This window comes from Pelobium manganitolerans (assembly GCF_003609575.1).
In the GTDB taxonomy this organism is placed as follows: domain Bacteria; phylum Bacteroidota; class Bacteroidia; order Sphingobacteriales; family Sphingobacteriaceae; genus Pseudopedobacter; species Pseudopedobacter manganitolerans.
Window position 1 is genome coordinate 236749 of sequence record NZ_MBTA01000001.1, and the last position, 19664, is coordinate 256412.

Annotated in this window: 17 protein-coding genes; 2 read left to right on the forward strand and 15 right to left on the reverse strand. The window is 43.1% G+C overall.

Annotation, left to right across the window (positions count from 1 at the left end):
* Window positions 1-63: 63 nt before the first annotated feature.
* The 3 genes from BCY91_RS01040 to BCY91_RS01050 all read right to left on the reverse strand — a co-directional run bounded on the left by BCY91_RS01040 (window position 64) and on the right by BCY91_RS01050 (window position 4535).
* Entirely contained in the window at window positions 64-1998 is a 1935-nt protein-coding gene (locus tag BCY91_RS01040) for a fumarate reductase/succinate dehydrogenase flavoprotein subunit (RefSeq protein ID WP_120180151.1), read from the reverse strand.
* Between the two features lie 45 nt (window positions 1999-2043).
* Complete coding sequence (locus tag BCY91_RS01045; protein ID WP_120180152.1) at window positions 2044-2817, reverse strand: succinate dehydrogenase cytochrome b subunit; 774 nt, start codon at window positions 2815-2817, stop codon at window positions 2044-2046.
* Between the two features lie 191 nt (window positions 2818-3008).
* Window positions 3009-4535: a Do family serine endopeptidase gene (locus BCY91_RS01050; protein WP_120180153.1), complete on the reverse strand. Its 1527-nt coding sequence runs from the start codon at window positions 4533-4535 to the stop codon at window positions 3009-3011.
* Window positions 4536-4743: 208 nt separating this feature from the next.
* On the opposite strand from BCY91_RS01050, the gene dapF reads away from it, so the two are divergent.
* The gene (gene dapF, locus BCY91_RS01055) at window positions 4744-5541 is read left to right on the forward strand and encodes a diaminopimelate epimerase (RefSeq protein ID WP_120180154.1); all 798 of its coding nucleotides are present in this window, start codon (window positions 4744-4746) and stop codon (window positions 5539-5541) included.
* Window positions 5542-5549: 8 nt separating this feature from the next.
* On the opposite strand, the gene lptC is transcribed toward dapF, so the two are convergent.
* From lptC to mutL, 12 genes are all read right to left on the reverse strand, one after another.
* A complete protein-coding gene (lptC, locus tag BCY91_RS01060; protein WP_245988968.1) occupies window positions 5550-6089 on the reverse strand; it encodes an LPS export ABC transporter periplasmic protein LptC in 540 nt (179 codons plus the stop codon).
* 17 nt (window positions 6090-6106) lie between these two features.
* Window positions 6107-7396, reverse strand: a complete 1290-nt coding sequence (locus BCY91_RS01065) for a porin family protein (protein WP_120180156.1) — start codon at window positions 7394-7396, stop codon at window positions 6107-6109.
* On the reverse strand, window positions 7383-8132 hold the full coding sequence (locus BCY91_RS01070; protein WP_120180157.1) for a type III pantothenate kinase: 750 nt from the start codon (window positions 8130-8132) through the stop codon (window positions 7383-7385). Before BCY91_RS01070 ends, BCY91_RS01065 begins: the two co-directional genes overlap by 14 nt.
* Before the next feature lie 202 nt (window positions 8133-8334).
* Window positions 8335-9315, reverse strand: a complete 981-nt coding sequence (locus BCY91_RS01075; RefSeq protein ID WP_120180158.1) for a DUF6427 family protein — start codon at window positions 9313-9315, stop codon at window positions 8335-8337.
* A gap of 64 nt (window positions 9316-9379) precedes the next feature.
* On the reverse strand, window positions 9380-10378 hold the full coding sequence (locus BCY91_RS01080; RefSeq protein WP_120180159.1) for a glycosyltransferase family protein: 999 nt from the start codon (window positions 10376-10378) through the stop codon (window positions 9380-9382).
* Window positions 10379-10393: 15 nt separating this feature from the next.
* Complete coding sequence (locus BCY91_RS01085; protein WP_120180160.1) at window positions 10394-10960, reverse strand: DNA-3-methyladenine glycosylase I; 567 nt, start codon at window positions 10958-10960, stop codon at window positions 10394-10396.
* A complete protein-coding gene (locus tag BCY91_RS01090; protein WP_120180161.1) occupies window positions 10947-11306 on the reverse strand; it encodes a carboxymuconolactone decarboxylase family protein in 360 nt (119 codons plus the stop codon). The genes BCY91_RS01085 and BCY91_RS01090 overlap by 14 nt, the downstream gene beginning before the upstream one ends.
* Before the next feature lie 4 nt (window positions 11307-11310).
* Window positions 11311-12771, reverse strand: a complete 1461-nt coding sequence (cysS, locus tag BCY91_RS01095) for a cysteine--tRNA ligase (RefSeq protein WP_120180162.1) — start codon at window positions 12769-12771, stop codon at window positions 11311-11313.
* 50 nt (window positions 12772-12821) lie between these two features.
* Window positions 12822-13940: an endonuclease/exonuclease/phosphatase family protein gene (locus BCY91_RS01100; protein ID WP_120180163.1), complete on the reverse strand. Its 1119-nt coding sequence runs from the start codon at window positions 13938-13940 to the stop codon at window positions 12822-12824.
* Window positions 13921-14805, reverse strand: a complete 885-nt coding sequence (locus tag BCY91_RS01105) for a rhomboid family protein (RefSeq protein ID WP_120180164.1) — start codon at window positions 14803-14805, stop codon at window positions 13921-13923. The genes BCY91_RS01100 and BCY91_RS01105 overlap by 20 nt, the downstream gene beginning before the upstream one ends.
* A 12-nt stretch (window positions 14806-14817) precedes the next feature.
* Window positions 14818-15645: a rhomboid family intramembrane serine protease gene (locus BCY91_RS01110; protein WP_120180165.1), complete on the reverse strand. Its 828-nt coding sequence runs from the start codon at window positions 15643-15645 to the stop codon at window positions 14818-14820.
* A 9-nt stretch (window positions 15646-15654) separates the two neighbouring features.
* On the reverse strand, window positions 15655-17517 hold the full coding sequence (mutL, locus tag BCY91_RS01115; protein ID WP_120180166.1) for a DNA mismatch repair endonuclease MutL: 1863 nt from the start codon (window positions 17515-17517) through the stop codon (window positions 15655-15657).
* A 282-nt stretch (window positions 17518-17799) separates the two neighbouring features.
* Here mutL and BCY91_RS01120 point away from each other — a divergent pair, with 282 nt between their 5' ends.
* On the forward strand, window positions 17800-19614 hold the full coding sequence (locus BCY91_RS01120; protein WP_120180385.1) for a serine hydrolase domain-containing protein: 1815 nt from the start codon (window positions 17800-17802) through the stop codon (window positions 19612-19614).
* The last annotated feature ends 50 nt before the right edge of the window (window positions 19615-19664 follow it).

Consider the following 19664-nt stretch of genomic DNA (forward strand, 5'->3'; position numbering starts at 1 on the left):
ACACGAGATTTGAGATATGAGATTAGCCAAGTTCTAGCTTCTCACATCTCACATCTCACATCTTTACTTATAACTTCTCTGTGTTAATTTAACGTTTTCAAAAACCAGTTGTTCTTTGTGTAGCACTTCCGGCATATTGTTTCCTTTAAACTCCCAAGCGGCTACATAAGCAAACTCGTTGTCGTTACGTAAAGCTTCGCCTTCTGGTGTTTGGTATTCTTCTCTGAAATGGCCTCCACAAGATTCTTCACGGTTTAAAGCATCGTCTACCATTAATTCGCCTAACTCTAAGAAATCGGCAACGCGACCAGCTTTTTCTAACGATTGGTTCACCTCTTCGTTCTCACCCACCACAATTACATTTTTCCAAAATGCGTCGCGCAACTCGGCAATCATGCCTTTTGCTTTCTTTAAACCTTCGGCATTCCGAGACATTCCACAATATTCCCACATAATATGACCCAAATCACGGTGGTACTCGTCAACGGTTTTTGTTCCTTTTAAAGACAATAATTTGCTGATTCGTTCTTCTACCTCTGCCTTTGTTTGTGCAAACTCTGGACGGTTGGCGTCAATTGGCGCAGGGCCGATGTTTGCCAAATAATCGCCTACGGTATAAGGAATTACAAAATAGCCGTCTGCCAAACCCTGCATCAACGCCGATGCGCCCAAACGGTTGGCACCATGGTCAGAGAAATTAGCCTCGCCCAAGGAATATAAGCCCGGCAGGCTGGTCATTAAATTATAATCAACCCAAAGACCGCCCATGGTATAGTGCACCGCAGGATAAATGCGCATAGGAACTTGGTAAGGGTTTTCATCCGTAATTTGCTGATACATATCAAACAAGTTACCGTATTTTGCCGCTACCGCCGGTTGCCCTAAACGGCTAATTGCATCCGCAAAATCTAAATAAACCGCTAAACCAGATTTACCCACGCCACGCCCTTCATCACACACTTGTTTGGCGTTTCTAGAGGCTACATCTCGCGGCACCAAGTTACCAAACGATGGGTATTTACGCTCTAAATAATAATCACGGTCTTCTTCTTTAATATCGCGTGCTTTCAGCTCGCCTTTTCTTAGCCTTTCGGCCAGTTCTACGGTTTTAGGAACCCATACTCTACCATCGTTACGCAAAGATTCCGACATTAAAGTCAGTTTTGATTGATGGTCGCCCGTTACCGGGATACAAGTTGGGTGGATTTGCGTGTAGCAAGGGTTGGCGAAAAAAGCACCTCTTTTATGCGCGCGCCATGCCGCAGTAACATTGCTGCCCATTGCATTGGTAGATAGGTAAAACACGTTTCCGTAGCCACCGGTGCACAATAAAACAGCGTGCCCGCTGTGCGTATCTACCTGGCCGGTAATTAAATTACGGGTAACAATCCCTTGCGCTTTACCATCAACAACAACCAAATCCAACATTTCTGAGCGGGTGTACATTTTTACCTTACCCGCTTGTATCTGGCGGTTTAAGGCCGAGTATGCTCCTAACAATAACTGTTGGCCGGTTTGGCCTTTGGCATAAAAAGTACGTGAAACCTGCGCACCACCGAAAGAGCGGTTATCCAATAAACCTCCATACTCGCGGGCAAAAGGAACACCTTGCGCCACGCACTGATCAATAATGTTAACCGATACTTCCGCCAAACGGTAAACGTTGCCTTCGCGAGAACGGTAATCACCACCTTTTATGGTATCGTAAAATAAACGGTAAACGCTATCACCATCGTTAGGATAGTTTTTTGCAGCGTTTATCCCGCCTTGTGCGGCAATAGAGTGCGCCCTACGCGGGCTATCTTGAAAACAAAAAGCTTTTACATTGTAGCCCAGCTCGGCCAAAGTAGCCGCTGCTGATGCGCCCGCTAATCCTGTTCCTACTACAATAATGTCGTATTTACGTTTGTTGGCCGGGTTAACCAACTTTAAATTGAATTTATGTTTGTTCCACTTTTCGGCTAATGGGCCTTCTGGAATTTTAGCATCTAGCATCATCTTCTCTTAAATTTTATATAAAGCCTCAAATGGGCTGCTATCCAATTATAAATTAGTTAAAAACACGTACAAAGGCATGGCCACATAAGCCAAAGGAATTAAAATTCCGAAGCCCCATAAACCCACAAATTTTGCTATTGGGAAGTATTTGCGATGGTTCCATCCTAAAGTTTGGAAAGCACTTTGGAAACCGTGTATTAAGTGGAACGCCAATGCTGCCATTGCTATCACATAAAATAAAACCAACCACCACTGCTGAAACGCAGTGTAAACTTCTTTATAAAGATCTTCTGATTGGGTGATTTGTATGCCGTTATCTACGTAAGTTACGTACTCTTTAAATTCGCTGGCGTCTAAAACACGGGTAGTGGTTTCGCCGGTTTTTAAGTTGGTTTGATATTCTACAAAGGGGGTGTAGCCTTGGTGGTATTTAAACCAAAAGTTGCTCATGTGCACCACAATAAAAATAAAAATAATGGTGCCTAAAATGCCCATATTACGCGAGGACCAAATGCTGCCATCCTTAGGTTTTATGGCATAGCCGATAGGGCGTGCCGCTTTATTACGACGGGTTAAGATTAATGCCCATACTGAATGCACGATAATGGAAAGGTAAAGCAGGTATGATATGATTTTGATTGGCGGAAAATGCGTCATAAAATGCGCGTACTGGTTAAAGGCCAAGCCATCATCAGCTTTAAAGATTTGCAGGTTTCCGATAAGGTGAACAATTAAAAACACACACAAAAACAAGCCCGTTAAGCTCATAACCAGCTTCTTCCCGAGCGTCGAGGAAAATGTTTTCGAAAAATTACTCATTATTTATTTTAAACTTTTTGGTTTTACGGCTACAAAAATATCTATTAAATGACAATTTAACCGGAAAAGCAAGTGCAAGCCAAGGCTTTTTAACTATTTAGAAACGTTCTAACTCCGTCGGCTAGGTTTTATACAAAAATCCCCGACCTTTTCGAGGCCGGGGATTTTTAAAAACACGGGATACTTTAGTTTTATTTAGCCGGGAAAGTAACCCTAAAGCGGCTGCCATCTGGCACAAATCCTTGTAAAGATACCATCTTGCTATCCTGTTTTAAGGCAGCAATTACTTGGTCATTATTATTAACCGCACGTCCGTTTACGCTGGTAATTACCGTTCCTTTAGGCATATCGTACATATCAAATACTTTACCCGGGGCTACGCTGGTTACCACAACGCCAGAGCTTACGCCGTATTTCTTTTTAGCGGCATCTGTAAGCGGAGAGAAGGTTGCGCCCAAACTGTTTACCACTTCGGTAACCTCTTTGCCTGTGCCTGCCAATTTGTTGCCTTCATCGCCCTTTAAGGTAATATTAAAGTCTTTTAGCTTGCCGTCTCTTAAAACGGTTAACGTTAATTTATCGCCAGGGCGCATAGTGCCCACGCGTTCTTGCAAACGGGCAGATGAAGTAATCTCTTGACCATCTAATTTTTTGATGATATCGCCTTTTTTGATGCCCGCTTTTTCAGCCGCACCACCTTCTAAGGTAGAGTTTACGTATAAACCGTCAATTTCACTTACATTAAGTTCTTTAGCACGGTCGGCATCCAGTTCTTGGAAAGTTACCCCAATATAACCGCGTTTCACCTCGCCGTATTTCAAGAAATCGTCCATTACTTTTTTAGCTAGGTTTACCGGGATGGCAAAGCCGTAACCTTCATAAGTTCCGGTTTGTGAGGCTATGGCCGAGTTGATGCCGATAAGCTCTCCGCGGGCGTTTACCAAAGCGCCACCGCTGTTACCGCGGTTAATTACCGCATCTGTTTGTATAAACGATTCGATAGAAGAGTTGGTGGGTGGATTCTCGGGATCGTAATTTCTCCTGTCAATATCTGGTGCTAAAATACCAATCTGACGCGATTTTGCGCTTACAATACCTGCTGTTACGGTTGATTCCAGTGTTAAAGGATAGCCAACCGCCAGCACCCACTCGCCTACGCGTACATCGTCAGAGTTTCCTAGTTTCACCACCGGTAAATCTGTAGCGTTAATTTTAATCAGCGCTAAATCTGTGTTTTTATCACGCCCTATAACCCGTGCCTGTAACACTCTTTTATCTGATAAAATAACTTCAATTTTCTCTGCATCCTCTACCACGTGGTTGTTGGTCATGATGTAACCATCGCCGGTAACAATTACGCCCGAGCCTTTGCCCATAGGTGGCGGGGTGTTTTGCGGTACAGACTGCCTTCTGCGGCCAAAGAAGTCTTCAAACATATCGCCGAAAGGATCATTAACCTGCGCCTTTGAACGGCTGTAGGTGGTGCGCACGTGTACAACACCTGGCGATACCGCCGCCGCTGCCTGCGTAAAATCTATCGCCCCGGTAGAAGCGGTAATATCTGAAGGGTTGTTAGTAAAATAAACTTTCTGCCTTTCATCTAGGCTTAAGCCAGAAAGATTGTTTGGCTCCATTAATTTGTAAGCTCCAACTGCTACTGCACCGCCAACAAATGCCACTAACAAAGTATAGCCTACTTTCTTGATATTACTATTCATGTTTTTTTGGATTTTGAATGTGAATAAACAATGATGTTCAAAAATAGTACCATTAAGACGCAATTTGCAAGTGCTTGTTGCGTTGCATCTTGTTAAAAATTGTTAAATCTAAGCTACTCAAAACAAGTCTTTTCGCGTTAAAATCAAAATAATGTAACTGCTATTGCTAAATATTGCTTTGGCCAGCTATTTTTTCCACTTTTGCCACATGGCTACAAAAACTAAACTTCCGTTTTACAAATACCAGGGTGCGGGCAACGATTTTATATTGGTAGATAACCGCAAACTGCAATTTTCGCATGCCGATGCCGACAAATTGGCAAAGCTGTGCGACCGCCGTTTTGGTATAGGTGCAGATGGAATCATGTTTTTGGAGCCAGCAAACGGATACGATTTCCGCATGGTATATTACAATGCCGATGGAAAGCCGAGCAGCATGTGCGGTAACGGCGGGCGTTGCATTGTAGCTTTTGCCAAGTTTTTAGGTGTGATAGGCGACAGCACTAATTTTATTGCCGTAGATGGGCCGCATTACGCCAGCGTAAATCCTGCCGGAGATTGGGTTAGCCTGCAAATGATTGATGTGAACGAGATTGAGAAAGACGGGAAAGATTTTGTGTTGAACACCGGATCCCCACATTATGTCAAATTTACGGAGCAAGTAGCCGATAAAGATGTTTTTGCAGAAGGCCGCGCCATCCGCAACAACAGCACTTACCAAAAGGAGGGCATCAATGTCAATTTTGCCGAACCTAAGCTGAACCACTTATTTGTACGCACCTTTGAGCGAGGCGTAGAAGATGAAACTTTTGCCTGCGGAACCGGGGCAACAGCGGTTGCTTTGGCAAATGCTTATGTGAATAACGCGCAAGGTCATAACGTAACACCAATAAAAGTATTGGGCGGCGATCTTAAAATTGTTTTTGATTACGATGGCGAACGCTTTAGCAATATATTTCTAGAAGGGCCAGCAAACCAAAGCTTTAAAGGTGAAGTCGATTTTTAAGCCAAGGCTTATTGTTGTGTAAAATCGTCTTTGAAGTTGAAGGTTCCCGAGCCTTGTTTAATCTCGTAATAGGTAAAATCTTCGTTGGACCAAAAGCCAGGCCCGGTTATTAAATTGGTACCGGTATTAATAGTTACAAGCTGATTAGAGTAAAAACGTTTTAAATTTTCGTCCCAAATCAACTCTTCAGATTTGAAAGTTTTTCCCTCGGCATTGGTAGCTACCACGTTTTTTTTAAGCTCAACTGTTTTTTGGTTTTCTCTGCGGATGGCATAATCCGAAGTAACCGTACTGGTTTGCACTAAATTGGCATCGTAAAACACCACTTTAATGCCCTTTGGCATTTCGTAATACGGATTGCTTGATTTATGGTTGTAAAGGATGGGTGTAGTTAATACCGCCTTTACATGTGCCGAGTCGCTATAAATGATTTTAGCTTCCTTGGTAATTTCCACATCCTCTTTTTCTTGCAGCTCAATAGCTTTCACCTTGCTCAAGTCGTTTTCGCAAGCAACAAAAGCTAAAGCTAAAAAAAGGAAAAGAGACATTTTACGCATAATAATGCTTAGTCGTATTTATACTTCTGAAACCAGCGGTCGTTAATGGTAAAGCCTAAGTGGAAGTTGATGAAGTTTTCTTTCACCAGGTTTTGCTCCAACGTACCACGGGTACCAATTTCTGTGCTGAAGTTAATTTTGTAAAAGGCATTACGGCCAGAGATCAGCGGGAAGCCAAATCCTAAGTTTACAGATTTCACGTCAATATCTTGGCCGGCAATTTTAACATAAGTTTTATCGTAACTGAAGCCTAAGCGGTAATCAATCAGTTTAAAATAGTTGGTGACAGCGTTTACATTAGGCGTAATTTGGCCGCCTACAGAAAAGCCCCATGTGTCGTTCAGTTGGCTGGCACTGCCCGAGCGGGCAAAATCGCTCCAGTTGGCCAAGCGTAAATCGGCGCCTACTAACCATTTGTTATACTTTTCTATACTAAAGCCAAAGTTGTGGCTGGCCGGCAATACCAAATTCCCTTTTACCTCATTAATAAATCGGGTAGTATCTGCGCGGTATTCAGATCCGCTGGATTCCATATAGCGGGTAGAAAGCTGGGAATAAGTGGTGTGCAAATCTGTTTTAGCGTTACCTGTATAGCCGATGGTTATTTTAGCTTTTTTCCCTAAAGCGGCCGTATATTGTGCACCAAAATCAAACACTAAGCCGCCAACAGAATTATTATCGGCTGTTTTTGAATTCAAGAAACCTATGTACTGGTTAAATTCGGTAGTTCTAATCTCTTTTAAATTGCCAAACAAATAGCTCATGTTTGCGCCAAAAGTAAAGTGCTTACCTAAGCCAAAGCCGTAACCGATATAAGCCCGGTTAATGCCACCTTCGCCAGAGTAGGTATGTTCAATTTTAAAAGTATCTACGCTAGAGGAAACATCATCATAACTATATCCAAAATTACTGTAGGGCAATAAACCAAAGCTTAAAGCCGATTTTTTAGAAACCGGAATGCCAATAGCTAAATGGTTTAGAGAAGCGTTAAAGTTACTCTCAGATTTTGAGCCTTTTTTTAAAGTTTGCGAGTGTGTACTTGCGCCGATATCAAACACGGTTAGGCGCATGTTGGCGTAAGATGCCGGATTGGCGATATTGATGTTGTTGTAGCCACCCACTGTGCTAATGCCGTAACCCAAATTGCCCAAAGCACGGTTTTGTGGCAAATAGCTTCCGCTTAAATTGCCCACACCAAATTTAGAGTAGGGCGAATTGATGGTAGACTGCGCCAGCGCACCGTATGCAGTAAACAAACTGATGGCAAACGCTAATAAATTTTTTTTAGATATGATCATTCTGATAGTTAACAACCGAGTTTAAACCTATTAAAACCAAGTTTGGTTCGTGTAAAATCAAGTGGGCAAATATGCTGTTTTTAAATTTTGTATCAAAAAACGCTGCATCGCCACCGCAAAGTATAATTTTTCCTTCGGGATGTGTATTTAAAAAGCGCTGGGCAAAGCCCTCAGCCTCGTAATATGCGCCATTGTTTACGCCAGAGCGCAGGGCATCTTCACTATTTGCACCAAAGGACGCCGAAAAATTGGGGTCAAAATCAACTAATGGCAGCTTGGCGGTAAACTGGTTCATGGCCTCAAAACGCATACGGATCCCGGGCGAGATACTGCCGCCACGGTAAATGCCTTTTTCGTCTATCGCATCGTAAGTAATACAGGTTCCTGCATCTATCACAAAACACGCTTCTTGCGGAAACAAGGCTTTGGCGCCTACAACAGCTGCTAATCTATCCTGCCCCAATGTATGTGGAGTTTCGTATAAATTTTGCACCGGCACCGGGCTTTTAGCATTAAAGCGTACGTAGTTTACATTCGTCGCTAAAATCTCCTCATTTATGCCCGGCAATCCCCGCACGGAAGACAAAATCAAATTTTTTACCTCGTGCTTTTTAATTAACTGCAATAAATTTTCGGTGTCTAAATCGGGCTGTGCCGAGCTATACAGGATATTTTGCCCCTTAAAAACGGCAAGCTTAGCCGCAGAATTACCTATATCAACAACTAAATTAGGCATCCGCTAAATTAAAATAGGGTAAAAACGCAGGCTTAGCCAATAATTGGATGGTATGCTGGCAATTGGCACCCGAGAAAACTAAAACGCCAACTCTCATTATATTTGCTGGTTAAACAAAGGCGGTAAAAGAGCCTAAGGCTTACAAAAATATTAAAAATTAGCAGTTTGGCGTGCTTAATTCTGTTAAATTTAGTTAAAGCACTTACACAAATTGGAAGTAAATAATTACTGCAATTACGGTTAAAAAAAGTGTTTCGTAAACCCACTTCTTTTTGGCGTGCAAAAAATAATAAGCTAAAGACAGGGCCACCGGCACGGCGCATAAAATAAAGTGGTTAATGCGGAAGACCGATTTAATATAGTAGGTAAAAACGGCAATCAGCATGATGAAAATGGCCAGCTGAAAAGATTTGCGCACCAAAACGTAGCTTTTAAAAAAGTTGATGTTAAGGTAGTACAAGCTTAGTAAAACGCATATGACGATGGGAAAAAGCACCACATAATCCATCACTTGGATATTGATGTAAATAGGCATTTTAGATGATAAGGGCTCCCAAATCTCAATAAAATCCAACAATCGGTTGTTCCAATAATAATAAACGCCTAAAATAAATACGAGAGTTAGGTAGCCTACAAGCACGCTCAGCCACTCGCGCCAGTAAAAAGGCTTAAACAGCAATAAGGCAATCCACAAAAGCACCAAAAAGCCAACAAAGGGGAAGTAAAAAAGCGTACCTAAAGAAACTAAAAAACCCAAATCAAACATTGCGGCAACAGAGCTGCTGTTTTTATATTCTGATAAAATGCGGTCAAAAATATACAGCAGCATAAAATTGCACAGCAAAGGCGGGGTAAAAGACAAAAAAGGCGTAAAAACACTGCTAACGATAATATATGACGCTGCGGGCAAAAAAGTGGCTTTGCCTAAAATGGCGTGTTTGTTAATAACTTGGTTAAACCAAAGTGCCTGTGTGTACACCGCCAAAAAAGCAACCAACAGGTTTGCGAAAGGGGAGAGGTAGCTGTCTAAATCAAAATTGAGCAACAGCCTGGAAAAAAACTCGCGAAAGCCCGAGTTAACGGCTTCGGGCATAGTTGCCAACAAGCCTACCCTAAGCAACAACAGCAAAAGGAACAGATAAAACAGGTTAATAAAATTTAAGCTTCTAAACTGCTGTACCATGTGGTTTGTTTACAAAAGCACAATTATACACATATTGCTTTTATTTGTGGATGTTATCGGCGGGTCAGTTTTTTTTTGTGCCGAAGTTTTTAATGAGGCTGTCCACAACCTCGGCAGTTTCGTCTGGAAAGTGGATGTTCACTTTTTCATCACTATCTACCCAGTTGCGCAAGGTTGGCACCAAATCATCATTAATTTGGTGGATGATCGGAATGCCCAGCTCTTCGGCTGCCGCGGCGTTGCAGGCTTGCTCAAACTGGTCTTTCATAGGCATCATAATCACCTTTTTTTTCAGGAAAAGTGCTTCGGCAGGACCTTCAAATCCGCCACCGGTAAATAAGCCGGCGCTGTTGGCTAAACTTTGGTTGAAACCCTCATTATCAATATACTGCACCTTAACGTTTTTAAAGCGGTAAGGCGTGCGCTGGTGTTTGCTAAACACCTCCCACTGCACATCTGGCAGTTGGTGCAGGTATTGTACAATCAGCTTATCATCCACAGCGGGCAAATAAACGGTATAATGCCCTTTGTTTTGCGGTTGCAAACGGCGTATCTCATTACGGATCACCGGCGTGCGGATAAAACTGTCGTAACTTTTAAAGTGGAAACCTATCTGTTGCGTGGTAGGCGCATAATATTTTAAAATCAGCTCGGCCAATAAACCTCTTTTTTTGGGGCGAGGGGTATTTTTTGATAAAAACGAGGCTTGGTGACTTAAAGATACGCTGTGCAGTTTGTAGCGTTTGCAGGCCCAGGCAGTAATAGGTTCAAAATCGTTGATAATGATGTCGTAAGTTTTGAAGGGTACAGATCGCATATCGCGAAAGAAGCGCGGCAAATCCATGCTTTTAAAGGTCTTCCAAAAATCGATGCCACCCTTTTTCCCAAAAACATAGCTGAAACCGTGAAAACGGTACTTAATTTCCTGCGTTAAACTCACGTCTGCCTGCGAACCGCTGATGAGTAAATCTACCGTTCCGTATTGTTCCAATAAGGGCACAATTTCTCTCGCTCTGCTGATATGTCCGTTCCCTGTGCCTTGTATGGCAAACAATATTTTCATTAAGCTTGTTTTCTCTTAGCGCAATCTAAAACTGCAATCCAAAACATGGTCATTTACCATTCCGGTGGCTTGCATGTGTGCATAACAAATGGTTGAGCCAAAAAATTTGAAGCCTCGTTTTTTCATGTCTTTGGCAATGGCGTCAGATATTTTGCTGGTGGCCGGCACCTGTTGGCTGTCTGTAAAATTATTTACAATGGGCTTGCCATCAGGCATAAACGAGTACAGGTAGCTGTCAAAAGAGCCAAACTCTTTTTGTACCGCTAAAAATAGCTTAGCATTGTTTACGGCCGCCAAAACTTTTAAGCGGTTGCGGATAATTCCGGGGTCTTGTAAAATGCGTTCCACATCGGCCTCGGTAAAATTAGCCACCGTTTGCGCGTCAAAATCGGCAAACAGCCTGCGGTAATTTTCTCTTTTGCGTAAAATGGTAATCCAGCTTAAGCCCGCTTGCGCCGATTCTAAGATCAAAAACTCAAAAAGCACCTTATCATCATGCACTTCTTTTCCCCACTCCTCATCATGGTATTTGATGTAAAGTTCGTCTGTACCGCACCAATGGCAACGTTTAAGCTCGCTCATCGCTTTGTTTTTGTAATAAATCCCAATATTCAATAGCGCGACGGTAATGCGGAATTACAATAGAACCGCCTACTAAATTAGCGATCATAAAAACCTCATTCAGCTCGTCGCTGTTTAGTCCCGCATCAAAGCATTTGCCCAAATGGTAACGGATGCAATCATCGCAACGCAAAACCATAGAAGCCACCAGCCCCAACATTTCTTTGGTTTTTACCGGCAAGGCACCTTCTGCATAAGATGTAGCATCTAAAGCCAAAAACCTTTTGAGGTTGGTATTGGCTGTTTCCGAGATGCGCGCGTTCATTTTATCGCGGTAGCTGTTAAAATCGCTTACTAAATCTGCCATCGCCTTATTTTTTACTCCAAGTACTGCCGTCTTTGCCGTCTTTTACCTCAAAACCAATTTCGGTTAAGCCAATGCGTATTTTATCAGAAGTGGCGTAGTCTTTATTGGCTTTAGCTTCGGTTCTCAGTTGCAGAATAAAATCCATCACCGGCTCCAAATCATTATTGCTTTCTACATCTGCTTTTAAACCTAAAACATCGTGCACAAAAGTGTTTAACAAGGCAGTCATTTTTTCTAAATCGCTTTCGCTGATGTTCATTTTACCGTCGTGCACCGAGTTGATGATGCGCGCCGCGTCAAACAGTTCGGCAATTAAAATAGGCGAGTTAAAATCGTCGTCCATAGCCGCTTTAAACTTTTGCGCCATGGCCTCCACGTCTACATCAGAGCTGGCCGAAGTTTTAAGTTTAGGCAATAAGGATAAGGCGTACATCAAACGTTTGTAGCCTTTTTCGCTGGCATCCAGCGCATCGTTAGAAAAATCTAAAGTACTGCGATAATGTGCCTGCAACATAAAAAAGCGCACCACCATTGGGCTGTACCCTTTATGCAACAAAGGATGGTCGCCACTAAAAAGCTCGCGCGGTAAAAAACTGTTACCTAGAGATTTAGACATTTTTTGGCCGTTTACCGTCAGCATATTGGTATGTATCCAATAATTGGCCGGCTGACAGCCACAGGCCGCCACGTTTTGTGCAATTTCATTGGTATGGTGGGTAGGTGCTAAATCCATTCCACCTCCGTGGATATCAAATTGACTGCCCAAGTATTTGTTACTCATAGCCGAGCACTCTAAGTGCCATCCCGGAAAGCCATTGCCCCAAGGCGAAGGCCACTGCATCAAATGCTCGGGTTTAGCTTTAATCCACAATGCAAAATCCAAAGGACCGCGTTTTTCGTCCTGCCCGCCCAAATCGCGCGTGTTGGCCAATAAATCTTCTAGTTTGCGGTTGCTTAAAGCGCCGTAATTTTCACTTTTGCTGTATTTTTCTACATCAAAATAGATGGTTCCATTTACTTCATAAGCCAAGCCGGTTGCTAAAATAGCCTTCACCAGTTCTATCTGTTCAATAATATGGCCCGTGGCGGTAGGCTCAATGCTTGGCGGTAAAACGTTAAAAATATCCATCACCTTATGGAAATCTACGCTGTACTGCTGTACAATTTCCATAGGTTCTACCTGCGCTAGTTTGGCTTTTTTGGAGATTTTATCTTCACCCACGTCTCCGTCGCTTTCCAAATGCCCGGCATCGGTAATATTGCGCACGTAGCGTACTTTATAACCTAAAAAAGTAAGGTAGCGGTAAATAATATCAAAAGAGATGAACGTGCGGCAATTGCCTAAATGCACATCGCTGTAAACGGTAGGCCCGCAAACATACATCCCCACAAAAGGGGTATTTATGGCTTTAAATTCTTCTTTTTTACGACTTAACGTATTGTATATAGATAATGTTGAAGACATGGCTGCAAATTAGGAATTTTATACGTGCTGCGCTTGGCGCGATGATAAATTTAACGTGATAAGACCAGGTTCACCCTCACCGGATAATGGTCCGATAGGTTTTTTTTGATGATGCGATAGCTTTCTACTTCAAAAGAGGGCGAGGCCAGCACATAATCTATCTGGAAATTAGGAAACTCGCCGTTGTAAGTTTTGCCTAGCCCGCTGCCCTTCTTTTGAAAAGCGTTGTGCATACCGTCGCTCATCTGGGCCAAGGCAAAAGAAGCCGGCGTATCGTTAAAATCGCCTAAAATAAGGTAGGGCGTTTTGCAACTGGCCATGTGCGCTTTTAACAGTTTAATCTCGCTGCTGCGGCGCTCAAAAGCAATCTTTAATTTGCGTACAATGCGTTTAGAAGCCCGAACATCTTGTTTGCTGGGCTGCGGATTGTTTTTTACTTCGTTTACAAAAGAATAATCTTCTGGCTGGAAAGATATAGAGGCCAAATGGACTACATACACGCGGATGCTTTGTCCGCGGTAAAGTAAGTCGGCCCAGATGCCTTTATTACCGTTTTCGCCGTTTTCGAATTTAATTTCGCCGCTGCGGCTAATGGGATATTTGCTAAAAAGTACGATGCCGTTGGCTTCGTAATCATTAGAATCTGCTTTGCAGAAATAATACGAGTTAAAGTTTAGCGCGCGGTAAATAGAATCTTTAAAAGCAAATTTACCTCGGCGACGGAAGAAAAACTCTTGCATCCCCAAAATATCCGGCGATTCTTTACGCAATAAAGCCATCATATCTTTGGCTAAAGCGCTATCCAGCTGGTTTTCCTCGCTACGGAAATTATGCACGTTATAGGTCATCAGCTTTAAGCTGCTGCTATCTGTACTATTGTCGGTTTGGGAAGCTAAACGAAAGCCAAAAGTCCGCGTAAGGGGTTTATAACCTGCAATAATCAGCGCAAGCGACAATAAAAAGTAGGCGCGCCGATACATAATCCAGCAAAGCACAAAAAGAATGTTTGCCAGTAGAATGAAGGGATAGGCCAGGCCAAAAAGCGTGAAATACCAAACCTTTAGCGGGTCCACCGCCGTAGCGCAATAACTTAATATTAACGCGATAATTGCTAAACTATTTAAAAACAGAAGGAAGTTGTGCCACCAACTATTTTTCTTTCTCTTCATGCTGTGTGCTGGCCTTAAATAATGTTTCTTTCTCTTTTGCTGTTAAATTATCGTAACCGCTTGTGGATATTTTATCTAAGATAGCATCTATTGTGGCTTGGTTAGGTGTTTCGGTATTTTTTACTTTAAAATTTTGAACGTGGCTTTTAGAAACCACCTTAAGTTTGCTCTTTCTTGTAGGGCGTTGGGTAAAAGGCTTGCTCCAATCGTTGCCGTTTTGCAAAGCTTTAATAAATACGAAGCCAAAAATGGCGCCGCCCAAATGTGATAAATAACCACCGGCATTGCTTCCGGTAATGCTTAATAAATCTATCACTACATAAATTAGGGCAATCCATTTTAAGCGGATAGCGCCTAAAAACAAAAGGTGGATGCTATAATTTGGGACCAACGTTGCGCAGGCCACCAAAATAGCCGTTACAGATGCCGATGCACCAACAGCAGCAGACGTTAAACGGACATCGGCGAAAGCCGGAAACAAGTTGAAGCTGGCGATGTAAAAAAAAGCCCCTGCCAAACCGCCGGCGATGTACACAAAAACCAGCTTTTTGCTGTTTAAAAAATCTTCAAAAATGCGCCCCATCCAGTACAGCCACAGCATGTTAAACAAAATATGGAAGAAACCGGCATGTAAAAACATGTAGGTAAAAGGCGTCCAAAAGCGCGTTAAAAGCTTGGGCAGGTAAGTTGGCACCGCCAGGTACTCGCGGATAAATAAATCGACGTGGTTCTGGCGCGTAATAAGGTATTCGCCCACGTTTAACAAACCGAAAACTAAAAATACCGCCACGTTAATGGCAATAAGCAAGTTGACTTTGGTGCCACTTGCAAAAATCTTCATCTTCAGTTCATCTATGGTGTTCATGTTTTTGCGCGCTTAATAAAAAACATCGGGCCGGCGAATGTTCCACAACTTAATGAGGATGAAGCCAACCAGCATCCCGCCAAGGTGGGCAAAGTGGGCAACATTATCTGCCGGATTATTTGCCATGCCACTATATAACTCAAAAAGGCCGTACAAAATTACTAAGTACTTCGCTTTCATAGGCAAAAAGAAGTAAATGTAAATTAAGGTATTTGGGAAAAGCATACCAAAGGCCAGCAAAATTCCGAACACCGCGCCAGAAGCGCCCACAATTGGCGTGTTCAGTTTTGCGCTTAAATAGCTGTTAACGATGTTTACAGATGCCTCTTTGGCCTCGCTACTTTCGGGGTGGCTGCTCCAATAGGTGGCAATGCGGTTAAAATCGGGCTGTATACTTTCCGGAATTTCATCGCGCACAAAGTTTTGGTAGTTGCTAACGGTAGGATTGGCGGCATAAATTTCGGCGCTTTTTTGCAGAGGCGTAATTTCTAAAGCTTGCACGCCCAAAAATAAAATGGATGCGCCAATGCCGGTAAGCAAGTAATAATTCAGGAATTTTTTAGAGCCCATGAAGTTCTCTAAAACTGCCCCAAACATCCACAAAGCAAACATATTAGAAAAAATATGGCCGATATTGGCGTGCATAAACAGGTGTGTAACCAATTGCCAAATCCTAAATTTATCTGAGCTGATGTAGTATAAGGCCAAGTGCTCGGTTAAATCTAAACCAAAACTGCTTTGAAACACGTAGGTTGCAAAAAACATAATCCCGTTGATGATCAACAGGTTTTTGACTACCGGCGGAAAAAGCGTGTTTCCTAAAGGTCTAATTTCTCTCATTCAAAAGTTTTAATGCTTAGCAAACCGCTCCAGAAGCTCGTCTAGCGTAAGCTTAATTAGGGTTTGTTTACCGCTTAAACTGGCATTTGGCATGGCGCAGGCAAACAACTGATCTATTAAATTATTCATTTCCTCGGTCTCTAATGTTGTGCCAGCTTTTATGGCGGCGTTTTTTGCCAAGGTGCGCGCCAAATTTTCGCGTTTATCCAGCTTTAAAACGGTGTGGTTGTTTTTAAAACCTTCTATCAGTTCTTCCAGCATGGCCGGTAAATCGTTGTTTTCGGGCAAATCTGCGGGCACGCCTTCAATTACCAAAGTATTTTTACCAAACTCGCGGATTACAAAACCCAATGCCTGAAAATATGGCAGAAGCTCGGTAGCCAAAGCAAAATCGGTGGTGTTTAAAGTAACCGTTTGCGGAAATAAACTTTGTTGGCTAGATCCTTTATTTTCATCCAACTGCTGCAAAAAGCGCTCGTACAAAATACGTTCGTGCGCCGCCTGTTGGTCCACCATCAGCAAACCCGATTTAATTTGCGTAATGATATAGCGCTGGTGCAGCTGAAAAACTTGCCTGCTACTGATGGTTTCTACCTTTTCATCTGTGGCGCCCAGGGTATGCTGGTGCTGCAAATCAAAACTCTGTTGCTCAAAAGAAGGCTTTTGCGTAATCTCGTAAAGCGTTTCCCAATTGTTTGGGATGCTCTTGCGCTCGGCAACATCCCGTAAAAACGGAATTTCGCGCGATGTTTTTTTCTCGCTGTGGAAGGGGTTAAAGTTGGGGTTAAAATCTACCGCTGGCGGGTGAATTTCTTCCGGCGCGCTATGGCTTAGCATAGCATCAAAAGCGGTTTCGCGGTTAAAATCTAAGCTTGGCGCGATGTTGTATTTACCTAAAGAACGCTTTACCGCCGAGCGGATAATGGCGTAAATGGCTTTCTCGTCCTGGTATTTAATTTCCGTTTTTGTGGGATGCACGTTGATATCGATCTTCGCCGGGTCAATATCTATAAAAAGCACATACAGCGGAAAGCAGTCATCAGGCAGCAGCTGTTCATAAGCGATGGTAACGGCGTGGTTAAGGTAGCCGTCTTTGATAAAACGGTTGTTCACAAAGAAAAACTGCTCGCCACGGGTGCGTTTGGCAAAAGAAGGCTTGCCAATAAAACCGCGCACTTGGATAATGCTGGTGTCTTCATCCAAAGGCACCAAACGCTCGTTATAATTATTGCCTAGCAAATGCACAATGCGCTGTTTCAGCTGGGTAGCCGGCAGGTGATAAACCTCTTGCCCATCGTGGTGCAGCGTAAAAAATATATTGGGGTGCGCTAAAGCAACACGCTGAAACTCGTCTATAATATGGCGCATCTCCACCGGGTTGCTTTTTAAAAAATTGCGTCTTGCGGGGATATTGTAAAACAGATTTTTTACGCAAAGCGATGTACCGGCAGGCGTAGCGCATGGCTCTTGCGATACCACGGTAGATGCTTCAATGTTTAGGCAGGTGCCCAATTCCTCATCATGCTTGCGGGTTTTTAGTTCTACCTGCGCAATGGCAGCGATAGAAGCCATCGCCTCGCCGCGGAAACCCATGGTGCGGATGGCAAATAAATCTTCGGCTTTTTTAATTTTAGAGGTGGCGTGCCTTTCAAAACACATTCGCGCGTCGGTAGCACTCATGCCACAGCCGTTGTCCGTCACCTGGATTAAGGCTTTGCCCGCATCTTTAACAATCAGCTGAATTTTGTCAGCACCGGCATCAATAGCGTTCTCCAACATCTCCTTAACCGCAGAGGCAGGTCTTTGTACCACCTCTCCGGCCGCAATTTGGTTGGCTACAGAATCTGGTAAAAGTTTAATTATATCTGGCATGTTGCGCAAAAATAAGGAAATTTTTGAGGCATCATTTATGCAAGGGCAATTAAAGCTGAGGCACTTTTTTATTAGTTTCTACCAACAACCGGCCAAGCTGGCAAAGGGTGTCTTATTTCTTAAATCTTAGGTTTCAAATCGGGTGCAGATTGGCGGAAATATTTGGTAATGCTTTGTTATTTTAGCGCGCCAGCACAGGTTTTCCAGTTTTTTGAATGCACCTCAGCGCAATAAAGCGTAGCAGTATCGGTTTTTTATATAGTGCTTCCCGAAATTATGAACATGATTAGAAAGTTTTTGCTCCTCAACATCCTACTATTCAATATTAGTTTTATATCCTGCGGACAAGATCATGCCGAAAGCGAAAGCTGGCTGAACAGTTTTAAGCAGGCTCAAGAACAAACCGTAGTACTTAACAATCAACAGCACGAAATACCGCTACGCAAACTTGAGCAGAAGAAACTTGCTTTGGTGGATTTCGGTTTTGCCTACCACGCCGTTTTAGACAGTATGCTAAACAAATATCAGCACGTTGCTTTTTTTAAATATACCCCAGATGCCACTCAAACACAATTGAACCAGTTGCTGGAAGATTTAAAGTTTTATAATACCGTCATTATCAGCATAGCGGATACCGCTCCTTTAAGCGATGATGTTTTGGCCTTAATGAAAGAGCTGGACCGCAAAAATGAACTGATTGTTGCTTTGTTCGGCTCGGGTAGCCAGCTTACTAAGTTAGATGATATGCAATCGCCTATTATATATTCAGCAGCTACTACTTTAGAAAGCGCCAGTTTTGTAGCACAATTAATTTATGGTGGCGTAAAAACAGACGCTGTATTGGCAAACAGCTTCTCGCCAAAATATCAAGCCGGCGACGGCAGCAAAACAGAGAAAATAAGGTTGGGCTACAGCGTGCCGGAAGAGCTAGGCATCAACATTGAAGATTTAGCACCCATTGATGCCATCGCGGCGGAAGCCATCAGTCAAAAAGCTACGCCCGGACTTGTGGTTTTAGTGGCTAAAGACGGACAAGTGATATTTAACCGTGCCTATGGCAAACACACCTACGATAGCGATGCGCCCTTAGACCAGGTGAACGATATTTTTGATTTAGCGTCCGTTACCAAAACATCGGCTACTACTATAGCCGCCATGCGTTTGTACGAGCAAGGACAGCTAAATTTAGACACCGCCATAAGCACCTTTTTGCCACAGACCCGCAATAGCAGCAAAAAAAGCATCACCGTAAAGGAGTTGCTCTTGCACCAGGCAGGGTTTATTCCGTATATCCCTTTTTATGCCTCCTTGAAACCAGAAGATTACAGTCGGGATTCATCCGAAACCTACAACTTAAAGGTGGCCGACAATTATTACATCAAAAAAAGCTATTACCATGATGTAATGTGGCCGCAGATGTTGCAAAGCCCCTTAAAAACACGCGGACGCTACGTTTACAGCGATTTGAGCATGTACTTTTTAAAAGAAATTTTGGAAACTGTTACCAAAGAGCCGACAGAAAAATATGTTTCGGAGCAATTTTATAAGCCCTTGGGCATGTATACCACCGGTTTTAACCCGCGCTTCCGTTTCCCCAAGGCCAACATTGTGCCTACCGAGCTCGACAGTTATTTCCGCAATACTTTGGTTTGGGGCTACGTGCACGACCAAGGCGCGGCTATGGCCGGAGGGGTTGCAGGGCACGCGGGTTTGTTTTCTAAGGCTTCAGATTTGGCCATTTTGTACCAGATGTTGCTAAACAAGGGCACTTATGGTGGCACTAAATATTTTGAACCTGCAACCGTAGCGCTGTTTACGCGAAAACATTCGGCAGTTAGCCGCAGAGGTTTAGGGTTTGATGGTTACAATGCCGAGTCGAGCTATGGCTACCCTTCAAAATTGGCTTCTCCGCAAAGTTACGGCCACACGGGCTATACCGGCACGGCGGTTTGGGTAGATCCGGCGGAAAATCTGGTTTATATTTTCTTATCCAATCGCGTATATCCTAAAGTAACTAACAAGCTTTCCACGTTAAATATTAGGCCCAGAATACAAGACGTGGTTTACCGGGCGATAGCGAAAGGGAAGAAAAGATAGATAGCTTTAGACAAGAAGTAAACGTTGTGAATTTTAGGTAAACAAGGATA